This window comes from Acidovorax sp. (assembly GCF_034519795.1).
Taxonomy (GTDB): domain Bacteria; phylum Pseudomonadota; class Gammaproteobacteria; order Burkholderiales; family Burkholderiaceae_C; genus Acidovorax.
In genome coordinates, this window is sequence record NZ_JAXHOB010000024.1 from 104,750 (window position 1) to 126,498 (window position 21,749).

At 67.4% G+C, this 21,749-nt stretch carries 19 protein-coding genes; 14 read left to right on the top strand and 5 right to left on the bottom strand.

What is annotated here, in order from left to right:
* The first annotated feature begins 349 nt into the window (after window positions 1-349).
* The 7 genes from carA (at window position 350) to U5N23_RS26865 (ending at window position 8,260) form a co-directional block, all read left to right on the top strand.
* Complete coding sequence (carA, locus tag U5N23_RS26835; RefSeq protein WP_322595757.1) at window positions 350-1,522, top strand: glutamine-hydrolyzing carbamoyl-phosphate synthase small subunit; 1,173 nt, start codon at window positions 350-352, stop codon at window positions 1,520-1,522.
* Between the two features lie 21 nt (window positions 1,523-1,543).
* Window positions 1,544-1,957 (top strand): hypothetical protein, encoded by a 414-nt coding sequence (locus U5N23_RS26840; protein ID WP_322595758.1) that lies wholly within the window; start codon window positions 1,544-1,546, stop codon window positions 1,955-1,957.
* A gap of 10 nt (window positions 1,958-1,967) precedes the next feature.
* The gene (gene carB, locus U5N23_RS26845; protein WP_322595759.1) at window positions 1,968-5,216 is read left to right on the top strand and encodes a carbamoyl-phosphate synthase large subunit; all 3,249 of its coding nucleotides are present in this window, start codon (window positions 1,968-1,970) and stop codon (window positions 5,214-5,216) included.
* Window positions 5,217-5,347: 131 nt separating this feature from the next.
* Window positions 5,348-6,313 (top strand): helix-turn-helix domain-containing protein, encoded by a 966-nt coding sequence (locus U5N23_RS26850; protein WP_322595760.1) that lies wholly within the window; start codon window positions 5,348-5,350, stop codon window positions 6,311-6,313.
* Window positions 6,314-6,439: 126 nt separating this feature from the next.
* The gene (locus U5N23_RS26855) at window positions 6,440-7,168 is read left to right on the top strand and encodes an alpha/beta hydrolase (RefSeq protein WP_322595761.1); all 729 of its coding nucleotides are present in this window, start codon (window positions 6,440-6,442) and stop codon (window positions 7,166-7,168) included.
* A gap of 134 nt (window positions 7,169-7,302) precedes the next feature.
* Entirely contained in the window at window positions 7,303-7,779 is a 477-nt protein-coding gene (gene greA, locus U5N23_RS26860) for a transcription elongation factor GreA (RefSeq protein WP_322595762.1), read from the top strand.
* A gap of 22 nt (window positions 7,780-7,801) precedes the next feature.
* A complete protein-coding gene (locus U5N23_RS26865; protein ID WP_322595763.1) occupies window positions 7,802-8,260 on the top strand; it encodes a DUF4149 domain-containing protein in 459 nt (152 codons plus the stop codon).
* Window positions 8,261-8,266: 6 nt separating this feature from the next.
* Here U5N23_RS26865 and U5N23_RS26870 read toward each other — a convergent pair whose 3' ends face one another.
* Both U5N23_RS26870 and U5N23_RS26875 read right to left on the bottom strand, forming a co-directional pair.
* Window positions 8,267-9,034: a glycosyltransferase gene (locus U5N23_RS26870; RefSeq protein ID WP_322595764.1), complete on the bottom strand. Its 768-nt coding sequence runs from the start codon at window positions 9,032-9,034 to the stop codon at window positions 8,267-8,269.
* 5 nt (window positions 9,035-9,039) lie between these two features.
* Window positions 9,040-9,516: a YhbY family RNA-binding protein gene (locus U5N23_RS26875; protein ID WP_322595765.1), complete on the bottom strand. Its 477-nt coding sequence runs from the start codon at window positions 9,514-9,516 to the stop codon at window positions 9,040-9,042.
* A gap of 33 nt (window positions 9,517-9,549) precedes the next feature.
* On the opposite strand from U5N23_RS26875, the gene U5N23_RS26880 reads away from it, so the two are divergent.
* From U5N23_RS26880 to U5N23_RS26905, 6 genes are all read left to right on the top strand, one after another.
* Complete coding sequence (locus tag U5N23_RS26880; RefSeq protein ID WP_322595766.1) at window positions 9,550-10,203, top strand: RlmE family RNA methyltransferase; 654 nt, start codon at window positions 9,550-9,552, stop codon at window positions 10,201-10,203.
* A 356-nt stretch (window positions 10,204-10,559) separates the two neighbouring features.
* Window positions 10,560-12,488 (top strand): ATP-dependent zinc metalloprotease FtsH, encoded by a 1,929-nt coding sequence (ftsH, locus tag U5N23_RS26885; protein WP_322595767.1) that lies wholly within the window; start codon window positions 10,560-10,562, stop codon window positions 12,486-12,488.
* Between the two features lie 174 nt (window positions 12,489-12,662).
* Window positions 12,663-13,514 (top strand): dihydropteroate synthase, encoded by an 852-nt coding sequence (gene folP, locus U5N23_RS26890; RefSeq protein WP_322595768.1) that lies wholly within the window; start codon window positions 12,663-12,665, stop codon window positions 13,512-13,514.
* A 68-nt stretch (window positions 13,515-13,582) separates the two neighbouring features.
* Window positions 13,583-14,917, top strand: a complete 1,335-nt coding sequence (glmM, locus tag U5N23_RS26895) for a phosphoglucosamine mutase (RefSeq protein ID WP_322595769.1) — start codon at window positions 13,583-13,585, stop codon at window positions 14,915-14,917.
* 4 nt (window positions 14,918-14,921) lie between these two features.
* Window positions 14,922-15,431 carry a GNAT family N-acetyltransferase gene (locus U5N23_RS26900; RefSeq protein WP_322595770.1) on the top strand — a complete coding sequence of 170 codons (510 nt, stop codon included), beginning with the start codon at window positions 14,922-14,924 and terminating at the stop codon, window positions 15,429-15,431.
* 212 nt (window positions 15,432-15,643) lie between these two features.
* Complete coding sequence (locus tag U5N23_RS26905) at window positions 15,644-16,684, top strand: amino acid ABC transporter substrate-binding protein (RefSeq protein ID WP_322595771.1); 1,041 nt, start codon at window positions 15,644-15,646, stop codon at window positions 16,682-16,684.
* A gap of 15 nt (window positions 16,685-16,699) precedes the next feature.
* On the opposite strand, the gene U5N23_RS26910 is transcribed toward U5N23_RS26905, so the two are convergent.
* Genes U5N23_RS26910 through azu form a run of 3 tightly spaced genes read right to left on the bottom strand, consistent with a single transcriptional unit; the run spans window position 16,700 to window position 18,900 of the window.
* Entirely contained in the window at window positions 16,700-18,082 is a 1,383-nt protein-coding gene (locus tag U5N23_RS26910; RefSeq protein WP_322595772.1) for a 3-deoxy-D-arabino-heptulosonate 7-phosphate synthase, read from the bottom strand.
* 16 nt (window positions 18,083-18,098) lie between these two features.
* Complete coding sequence (locus tag U5N23_RS26915; RefSeq protein ID WP_322595773.1) at window positions 18,099-18,374, bottom strand: hypothetical protein; 276 nt, start codon at window positions 18,372-18,374, stop codon at window positions 18,099-18,101.
* 58 nt (window positions 18,375-18,432) lie between these two features.
* On the bottom strand, window positions 18,433-18,900 hold the full coding sequence (azu, locus tag U5N23_RS26920) for an azurin (RefSeq protein WP_322595774.1): 468 nt from the start codon (window positions 18,898-18,900) through the stop codon (window positions 18,433-18,435).
* Between the two features lie 196 nt (window positions 18,901-19,096).
* Between azu and U5N23_RS26925 the strand changes: the two genes are divergently transcribed.
* A complete protein-coding gene (locus tag U5N23_RS26925; RefSeq protein ID WP_322595775.1) occupies window positions 19,097-21,727 on the top strand; it encodes a diguanylate cyclase domain-containing protein in 2,631 nt (876 codons plus the stop codon).
* Window positions 21,728-21,749: the final 22 nt, after the last annotated feature.

The window sequence follows — 21,749 nt, forward strand, 5'->3', positions numbered from 1 at the left end:
TGTCGGCGTCGGGGGAGGGCCATTGCCCCGTGCGGTGCAGTGCCGTCGCAAACAGCAGCGCAGACACAGGCACCAGCTGTCGCCGCTTGTTACAATCAAAATTGCTATGCAAGTGATAGCGCAGCGCAGAGCCTGGGTGACCATTGGGCTGCGGCCCGGCAGCCCGCAAGTGGCGCCAAATGAGGGGCAATAGGGCGGGTCAATCCGGCAAGATGGGCCTCTCAGGCTACAATTGGAGGCTTTCCCGCAAACACGTCGCCCGGCCGCACCCAAAGCAAACCTCCCACAAACAGCAGTCCCAGGACCTCTTCCTGCGACTCCGGGCGACCGTAACCATTCGGAGAACCCAGTGCTTTTGTCTCTCAAGGGAACCTTCCCGCCCGCCATCCTGGCGCTCGCAGACGGCACGGTCTTTATCGGCAATTCGATCGGTGCCACCGGCACCACCGTCGGCGAGGTGGTGTTCAACACCTCCATCACCGGCTACCAGGAAATCCTTACCGACCCGAGCTACTGCCAGCAGATCGTCACCCTGACGTATCCGCACATCGGCAACTACGGCGTCAGCCCCGAGGATATCGAAGCCGACAAGGTCCATGCCGCAGGCCTGATCATCAAGGATCTGCCGCTCCTGGCCAGCAACTTCCGCTCCACCGAAACGCTGTCGCAGTACCTGGTGCGCGAACGCACCGTGGCCATCTCCAACATCGACACCCGCAAGCTCACCCGCCTGCTGCGCGAAAAGGGCGCACAGAACGGCGCCATCGTTGGTCTGGCCGAAGGCCAGGAAGTGACGCAGGCGCTGATCGACGAAGCCCTGGCCGCTGCCAAGGCCGCACCCAACATGGCCGGGCTGGACCTGGCCAAGGTGGTCTCGACCAAGACCGCCTACGAGTGGACCGAGACCGAATGGGCGCTGGGCAAGGGCTACGGCAGGCTCGATGCACCGCAGTTCCACGTGGTGGCCTACGACTACGGCGTCAAGAAGAACATCCTGCGCATGCTCGCCCAGCGCGGCTGCAAGGTCACCGTGGTGCCGGCGCAGACGCCTGCCGCCGAAGTGCTGGCCATGAAACCCGATGGCGTGTTCCTCTCCAACGGCCCTGGCGACCCGCAGCCCTGCGACTATGCCATCGAGGCCACGCGCACCATCGTCGAGAGCGGCATGCCCACTTTCGGCATCTGCCTGGGCCACCAGATCATGGCCCTGGCCGCCGGTGCCAAGACCTTCAAGATGACGCACAGCCACCACGGTGCCAACCACCCCGTGAAGGATCTCGATACCGGCCGCGTGAGCATTACCAGCCAGAACCACGGCTTCGCGGTGGAGATGGACTCATTGCCCGCCAACCTGCGCGCCACGCACGTGAGCCTGTTCGACGGCACGCTGCAGGGACTGGTGCGCACGGACAAGCCGGCGTTCTGCTTCCAGGGCCACCCCGAGGCATCGCCCGGCCCGCACGACATCGCCTACCTGTTCGACCGCTTCACCGACGCGATGCGGAGCGCGCGCACCCAATAAGCCCACCCAAGGAACTGCGCCATGAAACTCTTCAGCTTCCCACAGGCTTCGCTCGAAAAAGCCATCCACAAGCGCGTGCTGACCCTGCCGTCGCCGCACCGCGAATGGTTCATCGAGCGCTGGGCGCAAAAGCCCTACAAGAAGTCCTTCATCGAGAACAAGGCCATGCCGCTGGTCACGCTGGTGGCCAAGGGCAAGACCTGGGACGACGAGACCTTCGCCGAAGCCATGGCCGAGTGGGACGCGACGTTCTATGACGCGGAAACCGAAGTGCTGCTGCCCCTGGTGCAGGGCGATGGACTGCTGCAGCTGATGCAGAAGAACCTGCCGCCCGAGCGCGCGCAGGCACTCATCGCCAAGATCAACACGCGCCGCGACGCTGCTGCAGCCGCCACGCCCGCCAGCCCCCAGGCAGCCGAACCCACGATCGACTGATCGACGCAACATGCCAAAACGTACAGACATCAAAAGCATCCTCATCATCGGCGCTGGCCCGATCATCATCGGCCAGGCCTGCGAGTTCGACTACTCCGGCGTGCAGGCCTGCAAGGCCCTGCGCGAAGAGGGCTACAAGGTCATCCTGATCAACAGCAACCCCGCGACGATCATGACCGACCCGGCCACGGCCGACGTGACCTACATCGAGCCCATCACCTGGCAGACGGTCGAGAAGATCATCGCCAAGGAGCGCCCCGACGCCATCCTGCCCACCATGGGAGGGCAGACGGCGCTCAACTGCGCCCTGGACCTGTGGCACCACGGCGTGCTCGACAAGTACAAGGTCGAGCTGATCGGCGCCACGCCCGAGGCCATCGACAAGGCCGAAGACCGCCTGAAGTTCAAGGACGCGATGACCAAGATCGGCCTGGGCTCGGCACGCTCGGGCATCGCCCACAGCATGGAAGAGGCCTGGGGCGTGCAAAAGCAGGTGGGCTTTCCCACCGTGATCCGCCCCAGCTTCACGCTGGGCGGCACGGGCGGCGGCATTGCCTACAACCCCGAAGAGTTCGAGACCATCTGCAAGCGCGGCCTGGAAGCCTCTCCCACCAACGAGCTCTTGATCGAAGAGTCGCTGCTCGGCTGGAAAGAGTACGAGATGGAAGTGGTGCGCGACAAGGCGGACAACTGCATCATCATCTGCTCCATCGAGAACCTGGACCCGATGGGCGTGCACACCGGCGACTCGATCACCGTGGCCCCCGCGCAGACGCTGACCGACAAGGAATACCAGATCATGCGCAACGCCTCGCTGGCGGTGCTGCGCGAGATCGGCGTGGACACGGGCGGCTCCAACGTGCAGTTCTCGATCAACCCCAAGGACGGCCGCATGGTCGTGATCGAGATGAACCCGCGCGTCTCGCGCTCCTCGGCGCTGGCCTCCAAGGCCACGGGTTTCCCGATCGCCAAGGTGGCCGCCAAGCTGGCGGTGGGCTACACGCTCGATGAGCTGCGCAACGAGATCACGGCCGGCGTCACGCCCGCTTCGTTCGAGCCCTCCATCGACTACGTGGTCACCAAGATCCCGCGCTTCGCGTTCGAGAAGTTCCCCACGGCCGACAGCCGCCTGACCACGCAGATGAAGTCCGTGGGCGAGGTCATGGCCATGGGCCGCACCTTCCAGGAATCCTTCCAGAAGGCCCTGCGCGGCCTGGAGGTGGGCGTGGACGGCATGAACGAGAAGACCCAGGACCGCGAAGTGCTCGAAAAGGAGCTGGGCGAGCCCGGCCCCGAGCGCATCTGGTATGTGGGCGATGCCTTCGCCATGGGCCTGTCGGTCGACGAGGTGTTCGAGCTGACCAAGATCGACCGCTGGTTCCTGGTGCAGATCGAGCAGATCGTGAAGATCGAGCTCGATATCGACCAGCTCGCGGCCGAGAAGGGCGAGGGCGCACTGGCCGCGATCGATGCGAGCACGCTGCGCACGCTCAAGCAAAAGGGCTTTTCCGACCGCCGCCTGGCCAAGCTGCTCAAGACCACCGAGAAGGCCGTGCGCGAAGCGCGCCGTGCGCTCAACGTGCGCCCGGTGTACAAGCGCGTGGACACCTGCGCGGCCGAGTTCGCCACCAACACCGCCTACCTGTACTCCACGTACGAGGACGAGTGCGAGGCCGAGCCGACCAACAACAAGAAGATCATGGTGCTTGGCGGCGGTCCCAACCGCATCGGCCAGGGCATCGAGTTCGACTACTGCTGCGTGCACGCGGCGTTGGCGATGCGCGAGGACGGCTACGAGACCATCATGGTCAACTGCAATCCCGAGACCGTCTCCACCGACTACGACACCTCCGACCGCCTGTACTTCGAGCCCGTGACGCTGGAAGACGTGCTGGAGATCGTGGACAAGGAAAAGCCGGTCGGCGTGATCGTGCAGTACGGCGGCCAGACGCCCCTGAAGCTGGCCCTGGGCCTGGAAGCCGAAGGCGTGCCGATCATCGGCACCAGCCCCGACATGATCGATGCGGCCGAAGACCGCGAGCGCTTCCAGAAGCTGCTCGGTGAGCTCGGCCTGCGCCAGCCGCCCAACGCCACGGCCCGCACCGAGCCCGAAGCCCTGGAAAAGGCCGCCGCCCTGGGCTACCCCCTGGTGGTGCGCCCCAGCTACGTGCTGGGCGGCCGCGCGATGGAAATCGTGCACGAGCAGCGCGACCTTGAGCGCTACATGCGCGAAGCCGTGAAGGTGAGCAACGACTCGCCGGTGCTGCTCGACCGCTTCCTGAGCAATGCCATCGAGTGCGACGTGGACTGCGTGCGCGACTCCGCCGGTGTCACCTTCATCGGCGGCGTGATGGAGCACATCGAGCAGGCCGGCGTGCACAGCGGCGACTCCGCCTGCTCGCTGCCCCCGTACTACCTGTCGCAGCCTACCATCGACGAGATCAAGCGCCAGACGGCCGCCATGGCCGAAGGCCTGAGCGTGGTGGGCCTGATGAACGTGCAGTTCGCCATCCAGGAAGTCGATGGCAAGGACGTGATCTACGTGCTCGAAGTGAACCCGCGCGCCTCGCGCACGGTGCCATTCGTGAGCAAGGCCACCGGCATCCAACTGGCCAAGGTGGCCGCGCGCTGCATGGCCGGCCAGACGCTGGCCTCGCAGGGCATCACCAAGGAAGTGACGCCGCCGTACTTCAGCGTGAAGGAGGCCGTGTTCCCCTTCGTGAAGTTCCCCGGCGTGGACACCATCCTCGGCCCCGAGATGAAGTCCACCGGCGAAGTCATGGGCGTGGGCAAGACCTTCGGCGAAGCCTTCGTGAAGAGCCAGCTCGGCGCGGGCACCAAGCTGCCCACCTCGGGCAAGGTGTTCCTCACCGTGAAGAACGCCGACAAGCCGCGTGCCGTCGACATTGCGCGCCAGCTCGTGGCCCTGGGCTTCGAGCTCGTGGCCACCAAGGGCACGGCCGCCGCCATCGATGCGGCCGGCGTGGCGGTGCAGGTGGTCAACAAGGTGACCGAGGGCCGCCCGCACATCGTGGACATGATCAAGAACAACGAGATCGTGATGGTCATCAACACCGTGGAAGAGCGCCGCAACGCGATCGCCGATTCGCGCACCATCCGCACCTCCTCGCTGCTGGCGCGCGTGACCACCTTCACCACCATCTTCGGTGCCGAGGCGGCCGTGGAAGGCATGAAGTACCTGGACAACCTGGACGTGTATTCGGTGCAGGAGCTGCACGCGCAGTTGGCTGCCGCCTGATCCGGCGCCGGCAACGGCACCAAGGCCCCGTGGAGCGCAGCCCTGGCTGCCTCCACGGGGCTTTTTTCATGGCGCAGCGGGGCGGGCAAGCCCTGTTGCCTGCCCGTGGCGCTTGCCGTTAGATTGGCACCATGCCCGCAGTCCATGCTTTCGCCCCGTCGCCATTGCGCCAGTGGACGACCGATGTGGTCGCGCCCGCGGCGCGCCTGGATTACTGGGTGGGCGCCATCTGCGAAGCCTTTCTGGAGATGGACTGCAGCTCGCGCGAGGCCCCTGTGTTTGGCGGGGTGCTGCAGAGCCTGGCGGTGCAGGCCCTGTCGGTCAACCAGGTGCGCGCCTCCACGCAGGACGTGTACCGCACGCCAGCGGGCATTGCACGCAGCCGTAACCTGCCGTTCTACCTGATTGCCCAGGCCGAGAGCGCGTGGCATGTGCGCCAGGACGGGCAGGTGGCCCACCTGCGCGCGGGTGACGTGGTGCTGGTGGACTCGGCCCGGCCTTACGAACTGCACTTTCCCGAAGGCGTGGGCTGCGTCTCGCTGCAGCTGCCACGCGCCTGGTTGGGCCAGTGGCTGGCGCAGGCCGAGGCGCGCGGCCCCCGTGTGGCCTGGCGCGACCAGGGCTGGGGCCAGAGCCTCGGCGCCCTGGCCGTGCAGCTCGCGCGCGATCCGGCCTCGGCCAAGGCCCTGCCGCCCGCGCTGCTGTCGGACCACCTGGGGGCCTTGCTGGGCGCTGCGCTGGAGCCGCCTGCGATGCCGACGACCTCGACGCAGCAGGGCCTGCATGCCCACCTGTGCGCGCTGCTGCGCAGGTGCATCGACCAGCCAGGCGTGTCGGCCCAGGCGCTTGCGCAGGAGGCCGGTGTCTCCCTGCGCACCCTGCACCGTGCCTTTGCGGCCCAGGGAGGCACTTTTGCGGGCACGCTGCGCCAGATGCGCCTCGTGCGTGCGGGCGAGCTGCTGCGCAGGCCCCAACTGGCCCATGTAGCGGTGGCCGAGATCGGGCGGCGCTGCGGTTTTGCCGATGCATCGCACTTCGCGCGCGCCTTCCAGCGCGCCATGGGGGTGCCACCCGCCCAGTGGCGGCGCGGCGGCTGATTTGCTGGCACGCATGGCACAGCACGCTGGCACATACAGGCCATCCAGCCCCGCGTCTTCTGCATAAGGTTATCGCCAGGGCCGGGCATGTCGCCCGGCCTGGCAAATCCGATGAAGGAGACAACGATGGCAGATACCTATGTCCTGGTCCATGGCGCATGGCACACCGGCGCCGAGATGGAGGCCACTGCGGGCCATTTGCGCACACGCGGCCACACCGTGCACTGCCCCACGCTGGCCGGCAACCGGCCGGGCGATGATCGCGCGGCCACGGGTCTGGCCGACGCGGTGGATTCGCTCGCGGCCTTCATCGAAGGGCAGAACCTGGATCAGGTACGCCTGGTCGGCCACAGCTATGGCGGCATGGTCATCAGCCACATGCCTGCACGGCTGCCGGGGCGCATCCGCCGGCTGGTGTACTGGAACGCCTTCGTGCCGCAGGACGGCGAATGCCTCAACGACCTGGTGCCGCCCCACTACCGCGCGCTGTTCGACCAGGTGGCGGCGGCCAACGGCAATGCGGTGATGCTGCCGTACCCCATCTGGCGCGAGGCCTTCATCAACGATGCCGATGAGGCCCTGGCGAAAAGCAGCTATGCGCTGCTCAACCCGCACCCCTACCGCACCTTCACCGAACCGGCCCGCCTGCCGGTGCCCCTGGCCGCACTGGAGATCGGCAAGAGCTACCTCAATGCCCAGCAGGACGTGGCGCTGCCCCACAGCCTGCCCTGGCACCCGAGGCTGTCGGAGCGGCTGGGCCTGTTCCGCCTGGTGGAGTGCCAGGGCAGCCACGAGATCTGCTTTTCCGACCCGGCGCTGGCAGCCGCCAGCATCGAGCGCGCCGGGCGGGACTGAAAAACGGCCCTCTTCCTGCGGGTGTTTTGGGGTGCTTGGACCCGCGCCCAACACGCGGCATAATCATGTCCATGACACCGCCCGGCCTGCGCCCGGCGGTGTCGTTTTTTTGACAACCCGGAACAACGACGGACATGACCACCATTCCCATCACCAAGCGCGGCGCGGAGAAGCTGCGCGAAGAGTTGCACCGCTTGAAGACCGTGGACCGCCCCTGGGTGATCACGGCCATTTCCGACGCCCGCGCCCAGGGCGACCTGAGCGAAAACGCCGAGTACGAAGCCGCCAAGGACCGCCAGGGCTTCATCGAAGGCCGCATCCAGGAAGTGGAGGGCAAGCTGTCCGCCGCGCAGATCATCGACCCGACCGCCGTGGACGCGGGCGGCAAGGTGGTGTTCGGCGCGACGGTGGAGCTGGAAGACGAAGAGTCCGGCGACACGGTGACCTACCAGATCGTGGGCGAGGACGAGGCCGACCTCAAGCAGGGCCTGATCAACGTCTCCAGCCCCATTGCGCGCGCGCTGATCGGCAAGGAAGAGGGCGATACCGCCGAAGTGCAGGCGCCCGGTGGCATCCGCCGCTACGAGGTCGTCGCCGTCAGCTATATCTGAGGCCAAGGCCTTTTTTGATTTCATGATCGCTGCGCGCCTTCCGGCCCTGGCCGCCGCCCTGTGGTGGGGCAGCCTGACCACCGTGGGTTTCCTGGTGGTGCCCCTGCTGTTCGCCCACCTGCCCTCGGCCGCGATCGCCGGACAGATGGCGGCGAAGCTGTTCGCCGCGCAGACCTGGGTCACCGTGGCCTGCTGCATGCTGCTGCTGCTCATCTCCCGGCGCCGGCACGAGGAGTTCCAGGAGCCCTGGGCCAAGGCTGTCCTGGGCTTCGTGCTCGGCGGCCTGCTCCTCGCGCTGCTGGTGCAGTTCGGTGTGTCGCCGCGCATCGTGGCGCGGCAGGACCTGCGCCTGTGGCATTCCGTGGGCACCGGCATGTACGTGCTGCAGTGGGTGTGCGCGCTGGTGGTGCTGTGGCGTACCGTGCAGGTTGCGGTCGCTCCCGCCGAAGACGGGGCCGGGCCGGCGCAGCCCGGTCGTTGAATCCGCCTACTCGTGCCAGTGCTCCGCCACCCAGGTGGCGGGGCGAATGTAGCGAAAACGCCGGTTGCGCCGGCCGGCCAGCGCGTCGGGGGGGTTGCACTCGCCGTGGAAGATCACGATGCGCGCATCCTGTGGCACGAAGGGCGCCTTCCAGTAGTTGCTGGGCCAGGCAGGGATGCCGTGGTACTTGAAGCTCGGGCACCAGGCCGCAGGCCAGTAGGCGAGCTTGCCCTGGCGGTGCAGAAAGTCCGACAGGTAGGCCTGCTCGTTGCGGAACTGCTCGCGGATCTCGGCAAAATGCCCGCGAAAGTAGGCGAGCACGTCCGGATGGGCGCCCAGCTCGAAGCGGTACACGGACGAATTGCCCGTGACGCGCCAAGGGCGCTTGTAATCGTGGATGATGAGGAATTCGCCCGGCTGGGTGAAGAAATCATCGAGCGGGCCGGTGACGACCACGTCCACGTCGAGGAACAGGGCCGTGCCGCGCAGGCCATGGAGGTCCGCGCTGAAGGTGACGAGCTTGGTCCAGCCGCGCTCGGGGATGCCAGCGGGCAGGTCGAGTGGCGGGATGGGCAGGCACTGCACCTCGCTGCGGATGCCGGCGCTGTCGTCGGTGAGGCAGATGAACCGGAAGTCGCCCGACAGGTGCCTGCGCACCATGGCATAGAGCCGGTTGACGTATTCGGGGCCGTATTTCGTGCCCCATTTCATGCAGAGGATGTGGCGCTGGCCCCCGGGGGCCGCAGCGCTGCCTGCAGGCGTGGCGGCGACCATGCGGATCAGTCGGCCTGGCGTTTCTTGACGGATTTCAGCTTGGGCTTCTTGGCCCGCTTGATCTGGCCGCCGGGCGTCAGGCGCTGGTTGCCCAGCACGCGCAGCTGCTTGACTTCGGGGCGCTGGCCAGCGCGCTTGCTGTACTTGAGGACCTTCACGTCGCGCGGGCCGGGCATGCGGTCCTCGTCGATGGTGCGCTCCTTGGCAGGCTGGGGGCGCCACAGCACCAGGAGCTTGCCGATGTGCTGGATGGGCGCGGCGTTCAGGTCGGCCGTGAGCTGCTGGTACATCAGCTCGCGCGCGGCGCGGTCGTCGTTGAAGACGCGTACCTTGATCAGCCCGTGGGCGTTCAGGGCGGCGTCGATTTCCTTTTGCACGGCGGGGGTCAGGCCATCGCCGCCCACGAGCACCACGGGGTTGAGGTGGTGGGCATCGGCGCGGTATTCCCGGCGCTCGGCGGGAGTCAATTGAATTTGGGGCATGGGCCGTATTATCGAGGCTGAAAGAAAAACGCAATGAAAGTTAAAACCCAAAGCAAAAAGGTCAACAAGGCGTGGCTCAACGACCACGTCAACGACACCTACGTCAAGTTGGCCCAGAAAGAGGGTTTTCGGGCCCGCGCGGCCTACAAGCTCAAGGAGATCGACGAGCAGCTGCACCTCATCAAGCCCGGCAATACCGTGGTGGACCTGGGCTCCACGCCCGGCGCCTGGAGCCAGTACGTGCGCCGGCGCCTGTCGCCGGGCGGCGCGGCCACGGGGCAGCTCAACGGCACCATCATCGCCCTGGACATCCTGCCCATGGAGCCCGTCGAGGGCGTGACCTTCCTGAACGGGGATTTTCGTGAAGAGGCGGTGCTGGCACAGCTGGAGGCGGCGCTGGACGGCCGGGTGGTGGATGTGGTGGTCTCGGACATGGCGCCCAACCTCTCGGGCATTGAATCGGCCGACGCGGCCCGCATTTCCCATCTGGTGGAGCTGGCGGTGGAATTTGCCACCACCCACCTCAAGCCCGATGGGGCGCTGGTGGTCAAGCTCTTTCACGGCAGCGGCTACAGCGACCTGGTCACGCTGTTCAAGCAGACCTTCAAGGTGGTTAAACCCGTGAAGCCCAAGGCATCGCGCGATAAATCGTCAGAAACCTTCCTGGTCGGCATGGGGTTGAAATAAACACCCTCTGAGTCGCTTCGCGCCTTCCCCCTCTCTCCTGCATTGCTGCGCAATGCGGGGAGGGGGACGCTCCCAGCGCGGCGGGGCGGCCCTTGCGCGGGAGCACTGGCTTGGTTTGCGCCAGTTTCGTGGGCCGTCGGCAGCAGGTAGTTCAAAATACAAAGGGTGTGCCGAGGAGGTGAATCGGTTGAAAAGAGCGCCGATTTGTGACAAACCCCCGCAAATCCCGCGCGGTGCCCATGGCCGCTAGGGGGAATAGCCATGGCGCCTTGGCTTGAAAGACCTAAAATGGGCCACATATAGGCCGTGACGGCTTTGTGACCGTCGCCCTCTCTCCCTTGCAACTGGAGCCCCGCTTGAACAATCAGTGGTTTTCAAAAATTGCCGTATGGCTGGTCATTGCCATGGTGCTGTTCACGGTATTCAAGCAGTTTGACACCCGTGGCGGCGCCAGCGCAGGACATATCGGGTACTCCGAATTCCTCGAAGAAGTTCGTAACAACCGTATCAAGAGCGCCACCATCCCCGAGGGGCTGAGCGGCGGCGAGATCGTGGCCGTCACCAACGACGACCGCAAGATCCGCACGAACGCATCGGTGCTGGACCGCGGCCTCGTGGGCGACCTGATCAGCCACAACGTCAAGTTCGACGTCAAGCCCCGTGAAGAAGGCTCCCTGCTCATGACCTTGCTGGTCAGCTGGGGCCCCATGCTGCTGCTCATCGGCGTGTGGGTGTACTTCATGCGCCAGATGCAGGGCGGCGGCAAGGGCGGCGCCTTCAGCTTCGGCAAGAGCAAGGCGCGCATGCTCGACGAGAACAACAACCAGGTCACGTTCGCGGACGTGGCCGGTTGCGACGAGGCCAAGGAAGAAGTCAAGGAAGTCGTGGACTTCCTGAAAGACCCGCAGAAGTTCCAGAAGCTCGGCGGCCGCATTCCGCGCGGCCTGCTGCTGGTCGGTCCGCCCGGCACCGGCAAGACCTTGCTGGCCAAGTCCATCGCGGGCGAAGCCAAGGTGCCGTTCTTCAGCATCTCGGGCTCCGATTTCGTGGAAATGTTCGTCGGCGTGGGCGCGGCCCGTGTGCGCGACATGTTCGACAACGCCAAGAAGAACGCCCCCTGCATCATCTTCATCGATGAAATCGACGCCGTGGGCCGCCAGCGCGGTGCCGGCCTCGGCGGTGGCAACGACGAGCGCGAGCAGACCCTGAACCAGATGCTGGTCGAGATGGATGGTTTCGAGACCAACCTGGGCGTGATCGTGGTGGCTGCCACCAACCGCCCCGACATCCTGGACGCGGCCCTGCTGCGCCCCGGCCGTTTCGACCGCCAGGTGTATGTGACTCTGCCGGACATCCGTGGCCGCGAGCAGATCCTGAACGTGCACATGCGCAAGATCCCGATCGGCCAGGACGTGGCCCCGAGCATCATCGCCCGCGGCACGCCCGGCATGAGCGGTGCCGACCTGGCCAACCTGTGCAACGAGGCCGCCCTGATGGCGGCGCGCCGCAACGCCCGCACCGTGGAGATGCAGGATTTCGAGAAGGCCAAGGACAAGATCCTCATGGGCCCCGAGCGCAAGAGCATGGTCATGCCCGAGGAAGAGCGCCGCAACACGGCCTACCACGAGTCCGGCCACGCCCTGATCGGCAAGCTGCTGCCCAAGTGCGACCCGGTGCACAAGGTCACCATCATCCCCCGCGGCCGTGCCCTGGGCGTGACGATGAGCCTGCCCGCACAGGACCGCTACAGCTACGACCGCGAGTACATGCTCAACCAGATCAGCATGCTGTTCGGTGGCCGCATCGCCGAAGAAGTGTTCATGAACCAGATGACCACCGGCGCCAGCAACGACTTCGAACGTGCCACGCACATCGCGCGCGACATGGTCACCCGCTACGGCATGACCACGGCCCTGGGCCCCATGGTCTACGCCGAGAACGAGGGCGAAGTGTTCCTGGGCCGCTCGGTCACCAAGACCACCAACATGAGCGAGCAGACCATGGAAAAGGTCGACAGCGAAGTGCGCCGCATCATCGACGAGCAGTACGACCTGGCGCGCCGCCTGATCGAAGAGAACAGCGACAAGATGCACGCCATGGCCAAGGCCCTGCTCGAATGGGAAACCATCGATACCGAGCAGCTCGACGACATCATGGCCGGCAAGCCGCCCCGTCCTCCCAAAGACTGGACGCCGCGCACGCCATCGTCGGGTGGCGACACCCCGGGCGGCGGCACACCTGCCGTGGCCACCGACGCTGCACCAGCAGCACCATCGGCCGCCTGATCCAGGCACGGCCGGCGAACCAGCGGTTTGACTGACCGCACCAACGGGGCCCAGTGCCCCGTTTTTCGTGGCCGGGCCCGTTAGAGTCTGTTGCTCCTTTCTTCGTCCCACCCGCACCAAGCCTTCCCGGTCCTCCCTGGCTGTGCGTCCCTGGCGGCGCACCTTCTCCCTTCCATGTTCTGGCAGACCTCCCGCTTCGCCATCGACCTTGCCCAGCCGCAGGTCATGGGCATCGTCAACGTCACCCCCGACTCCTTCTCGGACGGCGGGCAGCACGCCAGCGCGGCGGCCGCGCTGCGCCATTGCGAACAGCTGGTACGCGACGGGGCCCACATCCTGGATATCGGTGGTGAATCCACGCGCCCCGGCAGCCCGGCCGTGCCGCTGGACGAGGAACTGGCCCGGGTGGTGCCGGTGGTCCAGGGGGCGGTGTCGCTGGGCGTGCCGGTCTCGGTGGACACCTACAAGCCCCAGGTGATGCAGGCCGTGCTCGACCTGGGGGCCGACATCGTCAACGACGTGTGGGCACTGCGCCAGCCCGGTGCGGCGGCCGTGGTGGCAGCCCATCCGCTGTGCGGGGTTTGCCTGATGCACATGCACCGCGATCCGCAGACCATGCAGGTGGCGCCCATGGCCGGTGACGTGGTGCCCCAGGTGCTCACGTTCCTGCTGCAGGCAGCGCAGGCCCTGCAAACCCTGGGCGTAGCCCGGGAGCGCATGGCGCTGGATCCCGGTATCGGCTTCGGCAAGACGGTGGCGCAGAACTTTGCCTTGCTGGCGCGCCAGCAGGAGCTGGTGGCCACAGGCTACGCGGTTCTGGCCGGCTGGTCGCGCAAGTCGTCCCTGGGCGCGGTGACAGGGCTGGCTGTGGCCGGCGAACGCATGGTGCCCAGCGTGGCGGCAGCGCTGCTGGCTGTGGTGAACGGTGCACGCATCGTGCGCGTGCACGATGTGGCCGATACCGTGGCGGCGCTGGCCGTTTGGCAAGCGATGCAGGCGATGGAGCGGCAGCAGCAACCGCCGTGATGGCCATGCGCCCGATGGCGGGCGCGAGGCAAAACCAACAAGCGACAGAACCCGAGGAGATTCCACCCATGACACGCCAGTATTTCGGCACCGACGGCATCCGCGGTACCGTGGGCCAGGCCCCCATCACCCCCGACTTCGTGCTGCGCCTGGCCCATGCCGTGGGGCGCGTGCTGCGCCGCACCGAAGAGCGCCCCACCGTCCTCATCGGCAAGGACACGCGCATCTCGGGCTACATGCTCGAAAGTGCGCTCGAATCGGGCTTCAATTCCGCCGGGGTGGACGTGGTGTTGCTCGGCCCGCTGCCCACGCCGGGCGTGGCCTACCTCACGCGCGCGCAGCGTGCCAGCCTGGGCGTGGTGATCAGCGCCAGCCACAACGCGTTTCCCGACAACGGCATCAAGTTCTTCAGTGCCCAGGGCACCAAGCTGCCCGACGCCTGGGAGCTGGCGGTGGAGGCGGCCCTGGCCGAAGCCCCCGTCTGGGCCGACTCGGCCAGCCTGGGCAAGGCGCGCCGGCTCGATGACGCGGCGGGCCGCTACATCGAGTTCTGCAAGAGCACCTTCCCGCAGGACCTCACGCTCAAGGGCCTGAAGATCGTGGTGGACGGTGCCCATGGCGCGGCCTACCAGGTGGCGCCCAAGGTGTTCCACGAACTGGGCGCCGAAGTGCTGTCCATCGGCTGCGCACCCGACGGCCTGAACATCAACCACGAAGTGGGTGCCACGCACCCCGAGGCGCTGGTGCGCTCGGTGCGCGCCAACCGCGCCGACTACGGCATCGCGCTCGACGGCGATGCCGACCGCCTGCAGATGGTGGACGCCACGGGCCGTCTGTACAACGGCGACGAGCTGCTGTACCTCATGGCGGCCGACCGCCTGGGCCGCGGCGAGGAGGTGCCCGGCGTGGTCGGCACCCTCATGACCAACATGGCGGTGGAGGTGGCGCTGCAGCAGCGCGGCGTGCAGTTCGTGCGCGCCAAGGTGGGCGACCGCTATGTGCTCGAAGAGCTGGCGCGCCACGGCTGGACGCTGGGCGGCGAGGGCTCGGGCCACCTGCTGGCGCTGGATCGCCACACCACGGGCGATGGCCTGGTCAGCGCCCTGCAGGTGCTGCAGGCCTGCGTGCGCAGCGGCAGGAAGCTGCCCGAACTGCTCAGCGATGTCATCCTGTACCCCCAGGTGCTGCTCAACGTGCGCCTGGCGCCCGGGCAGGACTGGAAGTCCAACCCGGTGCTGGCCCGCGAAACCGAGGCCGTGAAGCAGGAGCTGGGCAGCACCGGCCGCGTGCTCATCCGCGCCAGCGGTACCGAGCCCCTGCTGCGCGTGATGGTCGAGGCGCGCGAAGCCCAACTGGCCAGCCGCAGCGCCCAGCGCCTGGCCGATGCCGCGCGGGCCGGCTGATTGCATGACCGCCGTACCGATTGAAGTGCGCCGCGTGGACTATGCCGTGCCGGGCGACGCCCAGGCACTGGTGCAGTTGCTCGACGCTTATGCGCGCGACCCCGCCGGTGGTGGCCAGCCGCTGGCCGAGCAGGTGCTGCAGGGCCTGCCCGCTGCACTGCAGCAGCGCCCGCAGGCCTTCAGCGTGATCGCCTGGGCACAGCAGGAGGGCGCAGCGCCCGTGCCCGTGGGCCTGGTCAACTGCTTCGAGGGCTTTTCCACCTTTGCCTGCCAGCCCCTGGTCAACGTGCACGACGTGGTGGTGGCGCCGGGCTGGCGTGGCCAGCGCATTGCGCAGCGCATGCTGGCACTCGTCGAATCCATCGCGCGCGAGCGCGGGGCCTGCAAGCTCACGCTCGAAGTGCTCTCGGGCAACACCAGTGCCATGGCGCTGTACCTGCGCGAGGGCTTCGCGCCGTATGCGCTCGACCCGGCGATGGGGCAGGCGCAGTTTCTGCAGAAGAAGCTGGCCTGACCGCCACGCCATCCGCCGCCCCGGTCGGTGTAAGCAGCTGTTTACTTTTCGACGGGGGATTGCGAACCGTGTAGCCTGTCGGCTTCCCCTCGTAAATCCCGATGCAGGCGCACAGCAGCTATCGTCCAGAATCTCGCACCCACAAGGTGGCGGCAGGCGGGGCACACACCATGCATGCACTGCACCCGTATTTTCCAAGGAGCACGCCTTTCATGACCCATTTCCCCCTGCGCACTGCCGCTGCCCGCCTGCTCCTTGCCGCCGCCTGCGCTGCAGCCCCCTGGTCGGCCCATGCCGGCAAGACGCTGGACGGCATCAAGGCCCGGGGCCTGGTGGTCTGCGGTGTCAACACGGCGCTGGCCGGCTTCTCGGTGGCCGATGCGGGGGGCAAGTGGTCGGGCCTGGATGTGGACATCTGCCGCGCGGTGGCGGCGGCGGTGCTGGGCGATGGCGAGAAGGTCAAGTACGTGCCACTCAACACCCAACAGCGCTTCACGGCCCTGCAGTCGGGCGAGATCGACGTGCTCTCGCGCAACACCACCTTTTCGCTCACCCGCGATGCCTCGATGGGACTGCACCAGACCGCTGTCACCTACTACGACGGCCAGGGCGTGATGGTGCTCAAGAAGAGCAACATCAAGGGCATGAAGCAGCTCAAGGGTCAGACCGTGTGCGTGCAGTCGGGCACCACCACCGAGAAGAACCTTCTCGACTATTCGAAGACCCACGACCTGAGCATCAAGCCCGCCGTGTTCGAGAAGGTCGAGGCAGCCACTGCGGCCTATTTCGCAGGCCGTTGCGTGGGCTACACCACCGATGCCTCGGGTCTGGCCTCGGTGCGCAACAAGGAGGCCAGGAACCCTGCCGAGCATGTCGTGCTGCCCGAGCTGATCTCCAAGGAGCCCCTGGGCCCCATGGTGCGCCGTGGCGACGACGAATGGTTTGCCATCGTCAAGTGGGTGGTCTACGGCCTCATCGAGGCCGAGGAATATGGCGTCACGCAGGCCACGGTGGACCGCCAGAAGGCCGGCAGCACCGACCCCGTGGTGCAGCGCCTGCTGGGGGTCTCGGAGGACACCGGCAAGCTCCTGGGGCTGGACCGCGACTGGCTGGCCCGCGCGGTCAAGGCCACGGGTAATTACGGCGAGATCTTCGAGCGCAACGTCGGCCCCAGGTCTGGCCTGGGCCTGCCGCGCGGTCTCAACAGCCAGTGGAACAAGGGCGGGCTGATGTACGCCATGCCCATCCGCTGAAAGGCGCTGCGGCCGCTACGGGGGAATCGCGGCGCACAGGTCGTCCACGTGGACCATCAGCCTGCGCACACGTTGCAAGGTGGGGTACTGCTGGAGCACGGGTGTCCACTCCGGTGATTGCAGCAACTGCTGCCACACGCCTTGCAGACCGTGGGCGTTCGCCTCGTCCCCCTGCGCGAGGGCGGTCGCGAATGCCATGCTGCGGGGCGCGCCCAGCAACTGCATGCGGCTGGCGGCACCCAGCAAGTGGGGCACAGGGGGCGCGGGCGCGTCGGTGCAGTAGAGCACCAGGCCTGCGAGGCCGGCGTCACCCGGCATGGCCAGGGCGTTGAGCGGCCCGCCGCGCAGCAGCACGTCGCCTTGGCGGGTGGAGAAGGAATAGGTGGCGCCGCTGTCGGCGCTGGCAAGCAACCGGATCCCACGCTGCAGGCGTGCGAAATCGGTCGTCGCGGCATCCACCGACGCCTTGGCTTCCAGCAGCAGGCACAGGTCCCAGGTCGGCTCTGCCGAGCCACCAGGATGGGCGGCACGCCGCAGCAGCACGGCATCCCACTCGCTCTTGGCGCGCTCGGCGCTGCCAGGGATGGAGGAGGGCACGCGCATTGAGGTCACGACACGGTAGGCGCCGGGCTCCCCCTGTGCGGCGTCCAGCCGCCGCGCCAGGGCCTCCAGGGCCTTGGTGGCCGATGCCTCCATGGCGGCACCGCGGCGTTGTGCCGTATCGCCGTAGACGGCGGCATCGGCGGTGCCCGGGCGCGGCCCTTGCCGATCGCGCAGGGCCTGGACCACCTGCACTTGGGGGTCGCTTTCCAGGGCGGCGGCACGCTGCAGGCGTGCCAGCGGGGCGCCTTCCAGCAGCCGTGCGAGATCGCGCTGCAGCGGCGATCCCTCCCCGGCTGGCGCCAGGGCCTGCAACTGCCGTGCGGTACCGGCAAGCCCCTGCCAGTCACCTGCTAGCGCCTGGGTGTGCAACCGGGTCAGGGCGTCGTGCCCGGGGCCCGCAGCGCATGGCGGGCGCCTGGCCGGGTGCGCAATGGCATTGGCACCGGCGCGCACCATGCGGTGATCGCGCTCGCGGTGGGTTTGCAGCGTGGCGTATTCCTGTACCGCCGGCGCGCTGCGGGTGAGCACGGCGGCCTGGTAGGCCGGGTCTCCGTGCTCGCGGTGCATGGCTTCCCGGATCAACTGGGCGAGTGCATCGATGAAGCGCTGCTGCAGGGCTGCATCGGGCGCCTGGGCGTGCTCCAGGGCATTGCGCGCATGCTCGATGGTGACCGCCAGCGCCGCCGCAGGGGATGTGGCAGAACCTGCCACATCCTGCATCGCGGGCAGGCGATAGCGGCGCGCAACGGCCTGCAGCACCTGGTCGAGCAGGGGTGGGCGGGGAGACGGGGGCATGGGGGGTGATGCGCGTTCAGGCGTCTCCGCTGCCGCTGGGGCGCTCGGGTCCGGCACCCCGGTGCGACTTGGTCCAGTCATAGGGTGTGCCGTCGGGCAGAAGCCTGGCCTGCACCGTACTCACACCGGCACGCCCCACGCTTTCTGCCAGTTCGCTGGACAGGCTGACATGGCGCTTGCCGGCGCGGCGCCTGTCCTCGCAGAACTGCAGCGCGGGCACCAGTTGGCCGGGCTCGAACGCCTGCATGGCAGGCATGCCGGGTGCTTCCAGCCAGTAGACGACGATGCTCATGGGGTGGGGCTTTCTCTGTGTTGTCGGCCCCGATTTTCACCTGCGGCGGGTCGTCTCCCTATTTGCCCAGGGCCAGCGTGCCCTTCATCAGGCTGGAATGCCCCGGGAAAGAGCAGAACCAGGCATAGGTCTCCCCGGCCTTGAGCCTGGCCACGTCAAAGCCCACCGCATCGGCTTCTCCGCCACCGATGACCTTGGTGTGTGCGATCACGCGGGTATCACCGGCCTTGACATAGGCTTTGTCCACACCGGCGGCGATCCCGTCCGCAGCCGCGCCCTGGGCGTCGGCCGCCTTGGTCAGCACCCAGTTGTGGCCCATGGCCGTCTTGGGCAGCTTGCCCATGTGTTTGAGCTTCACGGTGAACCGCTTGCAACTGGCGGGGACGGTGATGCTCTGCTTGTTGAACTGCATGGCATCGTTGCCTTCGATCTCCACGTCGCAGGTGGCGGCCAACGCCGGGCCGGCAAGCAGGGCGGTCAACAGCACGGCGGCGGCATTCTTCTTCATCATCATCCTGGTCGTCATCTGGCATTGCTCCATCGGTAAAAAAGTGGTGTCGTGCCCCCCGCGGTAGCGGGGGTGTCTGGCGATGAGTGGACCATCGGTGGCCGCCGGGCCCCATGACGTGCGTCAAAGCGCGTGCGTTCTCGTTTTGCAACATTTCCGTGAGGGCAGGGCAGAGCCCGATATTTCGGGGCCCTGGCTTGAGCTAGCATGGGCCATGGCCGAGAATTCCGCACCCACGCCCGGGCGCGCCGAGCACCCCGGCCGCCGGCTGGGGGCATTGCTGACGGGGGCCAACGCCTTGCTCGCGGCGCTGCTGTGCGGCCTGGTGCTGTGGGTGCTGTCCTCGTCGCGGCAGAACCACGAAGAGCGTGCCCGCACCACGGCGGAAAGCCTGGTGGCGATCACCGGGGCCAACGTGGGCTCCGAACTGGGCCTGATCGATGCGGTGCTCAGGATGACGCTGGACGACCTCCTGCGCAGCGGGTTCGGCGCCCGTGCGACCGACGACGACATCCAGCGCCTGCTCGGCGAGCGGCGCAGCCTGCTCGTGGGCGCCGAGGGCTTTCGCCTGGCGGATGAGAAGGGGGCGGTGCGGTGGGGCAACCTGGAGGCCGGGGCGCCGGTGGCCGACATCTCGCACCGCGGCTTCTTCCAGCAGGCCCGGCAGGCCACTTCGGGCGATCCCATCGTCTCCCGGCCCGTGGTTTCGCAGATCTCGGGCAACTGGGTGATCGTCATCGCGCGGCCCCTGGTCATGGACGGCAGGTTCGCCGGGGTCCTGTACGCGTCCATCCGGGTGGACCACTTCGCGCAGCTGTTCCACCGCTACGACCTGGGTGACCGCGACGCCATCACGCTCAGGATGCGCGATCTTCGCTTCGTGGCCTGGCTGTCGCCCGGGAACGAGGTGCGTGTCGAGATAGGATCGACCCAGGTTTCCGACGAGCTGCGTGCCGTGCTGGCAACCAAGCCCTCCTCCGGGGTCTACACGGCCGTTTCCGCGGCCGATGGCGTCGAGCGCACGGTCGCCTACCGGGAGGTGCAGGGCTGGCCGTTCATTGTCTTTGCAGGGCTCAACAACCAGCGTTTCTTCCAGCCCCTGGCCCAGGAGGCACGCGCGCTGTCGCTAATGGCGGGCCTCACGTGGCTGCTGAGCTGCGCTGCCGGCATCGTGGTCTACCGGCTGGGGCTGCGCGAGCTGGGCACCCTGCGCGCCCTGGGGGCGCAGAGCCGGCGCACGCAGATCCTTTTGCGCGTGGCCGGTGACGGCATCCACATCATCGACCGGCAGGGCCATCTGGTCGAGATGAGCGATTCTTTCGCGCAGATGCACCGATCCTCCCGGGAGGGGCTGCAGGGCACGCATGTGTCCACCTGGGACGCCAACCAGAACGAGGCGGCCATCCGCACCTGGCTGGCCAAGGTCGGTGATGGCGACCGGCAGCGCGTGGAAGTTCAGCACCGGCGCGCCGATGGCCAGGTCATCGACGTCGATTTGCACTGGCATGCGGTGGACATCGACGGGCAGTTGCTGATCTTCGGCTCCGCCCGGGACATCACCGACAGAAAACGCCTGCTGCAGAGCCTGGAAGAGTCTGCGGCGCGCATCCGCGACCTGTATGACCACACCCCCTGCGGGTATTTCTCGCTCGATGCCGAGGGCTGTGTCGTGCACATCAATGCCACCTTGCAGCAGTGGCTGGGCAGCATGCCTCTGGACTCCCATACCCGCTTCGGCGAGCTGCTGCAGGGGGAGCACCGCCAGCGCTTCCACAACCACTTTCTCATGCTGACCCTGCAGGAGCGTGCGCCCGAGATCGAGGTCGAGCTGGCGCCGCCGGGCGCCGCGCGCCGCTTCGTGCGCATCAACGCCACGGCCGTGCGCGACGGGCAGGGCAACTTCCTGATGAGCCGCACCGTGGCGGTCGATGTGACGGCGCAGCACGAAGCGCTGCGCCAGGTCCAGGCCCTGCTGCACGAGCAGTCGGCCATGCTCAACAGCGACATCGTGGGCATGCTCAAGCTGCGTGGCCGCACCATCACCTGGAAGAATGCCGCCATGGAGCGCATGCTGGGACGCAGACCCGACGAGCTCGAGGGGGTCGACGTGCAGACCCTGTACGCCCGGGGCGAAGACTACCGCCATGTGGAGGAGGCTGCGGCGCTGCGCCTGGGCCAGGGCCAGAACTTCCGCACCGACGTGCGCCTGCAGCACGGCAGCGGCGATGCCATCTGGGTGGACCTCAGCGGGGTGCGCCTGTCCGACAGCGAAACCTTCTGGATGGCGGTGGACATCTCTGCCGCCAAGCGGGCGCATGCGCAGATCACCCACGTGGCCTTCCACGATGCGCTCACGCAGTTGCCCAACCGCCTGCTGCTCCTGGACCGCCTGCGCCAGGCCCTGGCGGCGGCGCAGCGGGCTGGCCACGGGGTGGCGGTGTGCTTTGCCGACCTGGACGGATTCAAGGCCGTCAACGACCAACTGGGGCACGACGCGGGCGACCAACTGCTGGTCGAACTGGCCCGGCGCATCTCCGGCAGCATCCGCGCATCGGACACGGCGGCGCGCATCGGGGGGGACGAGTTCGTGCTGGTCCTCACGCCCGTGGCCGGGGACGAATGGCGTGCCGTGCTCGAGCGCCTGATGCAGGCCGCGTGCGAGCCCGTGCACCTGCCGGCCTCCGTGGCGCCCGTGCGGGTCGGCATGAGCATTGGCGTCGCGCTGTCCCGTGGCCGGCTCGACGCGCAGGAACTGCTGGCGGAGGCGGACGAAGCCATGCTGCAGGCCAAGCGCTCAGGAAAACACCGCGTGCAGTTGGCGCAGGTGGCGCATCCGCTGTCTTGAAGGCGGGAGGGCGCAAAGCCCC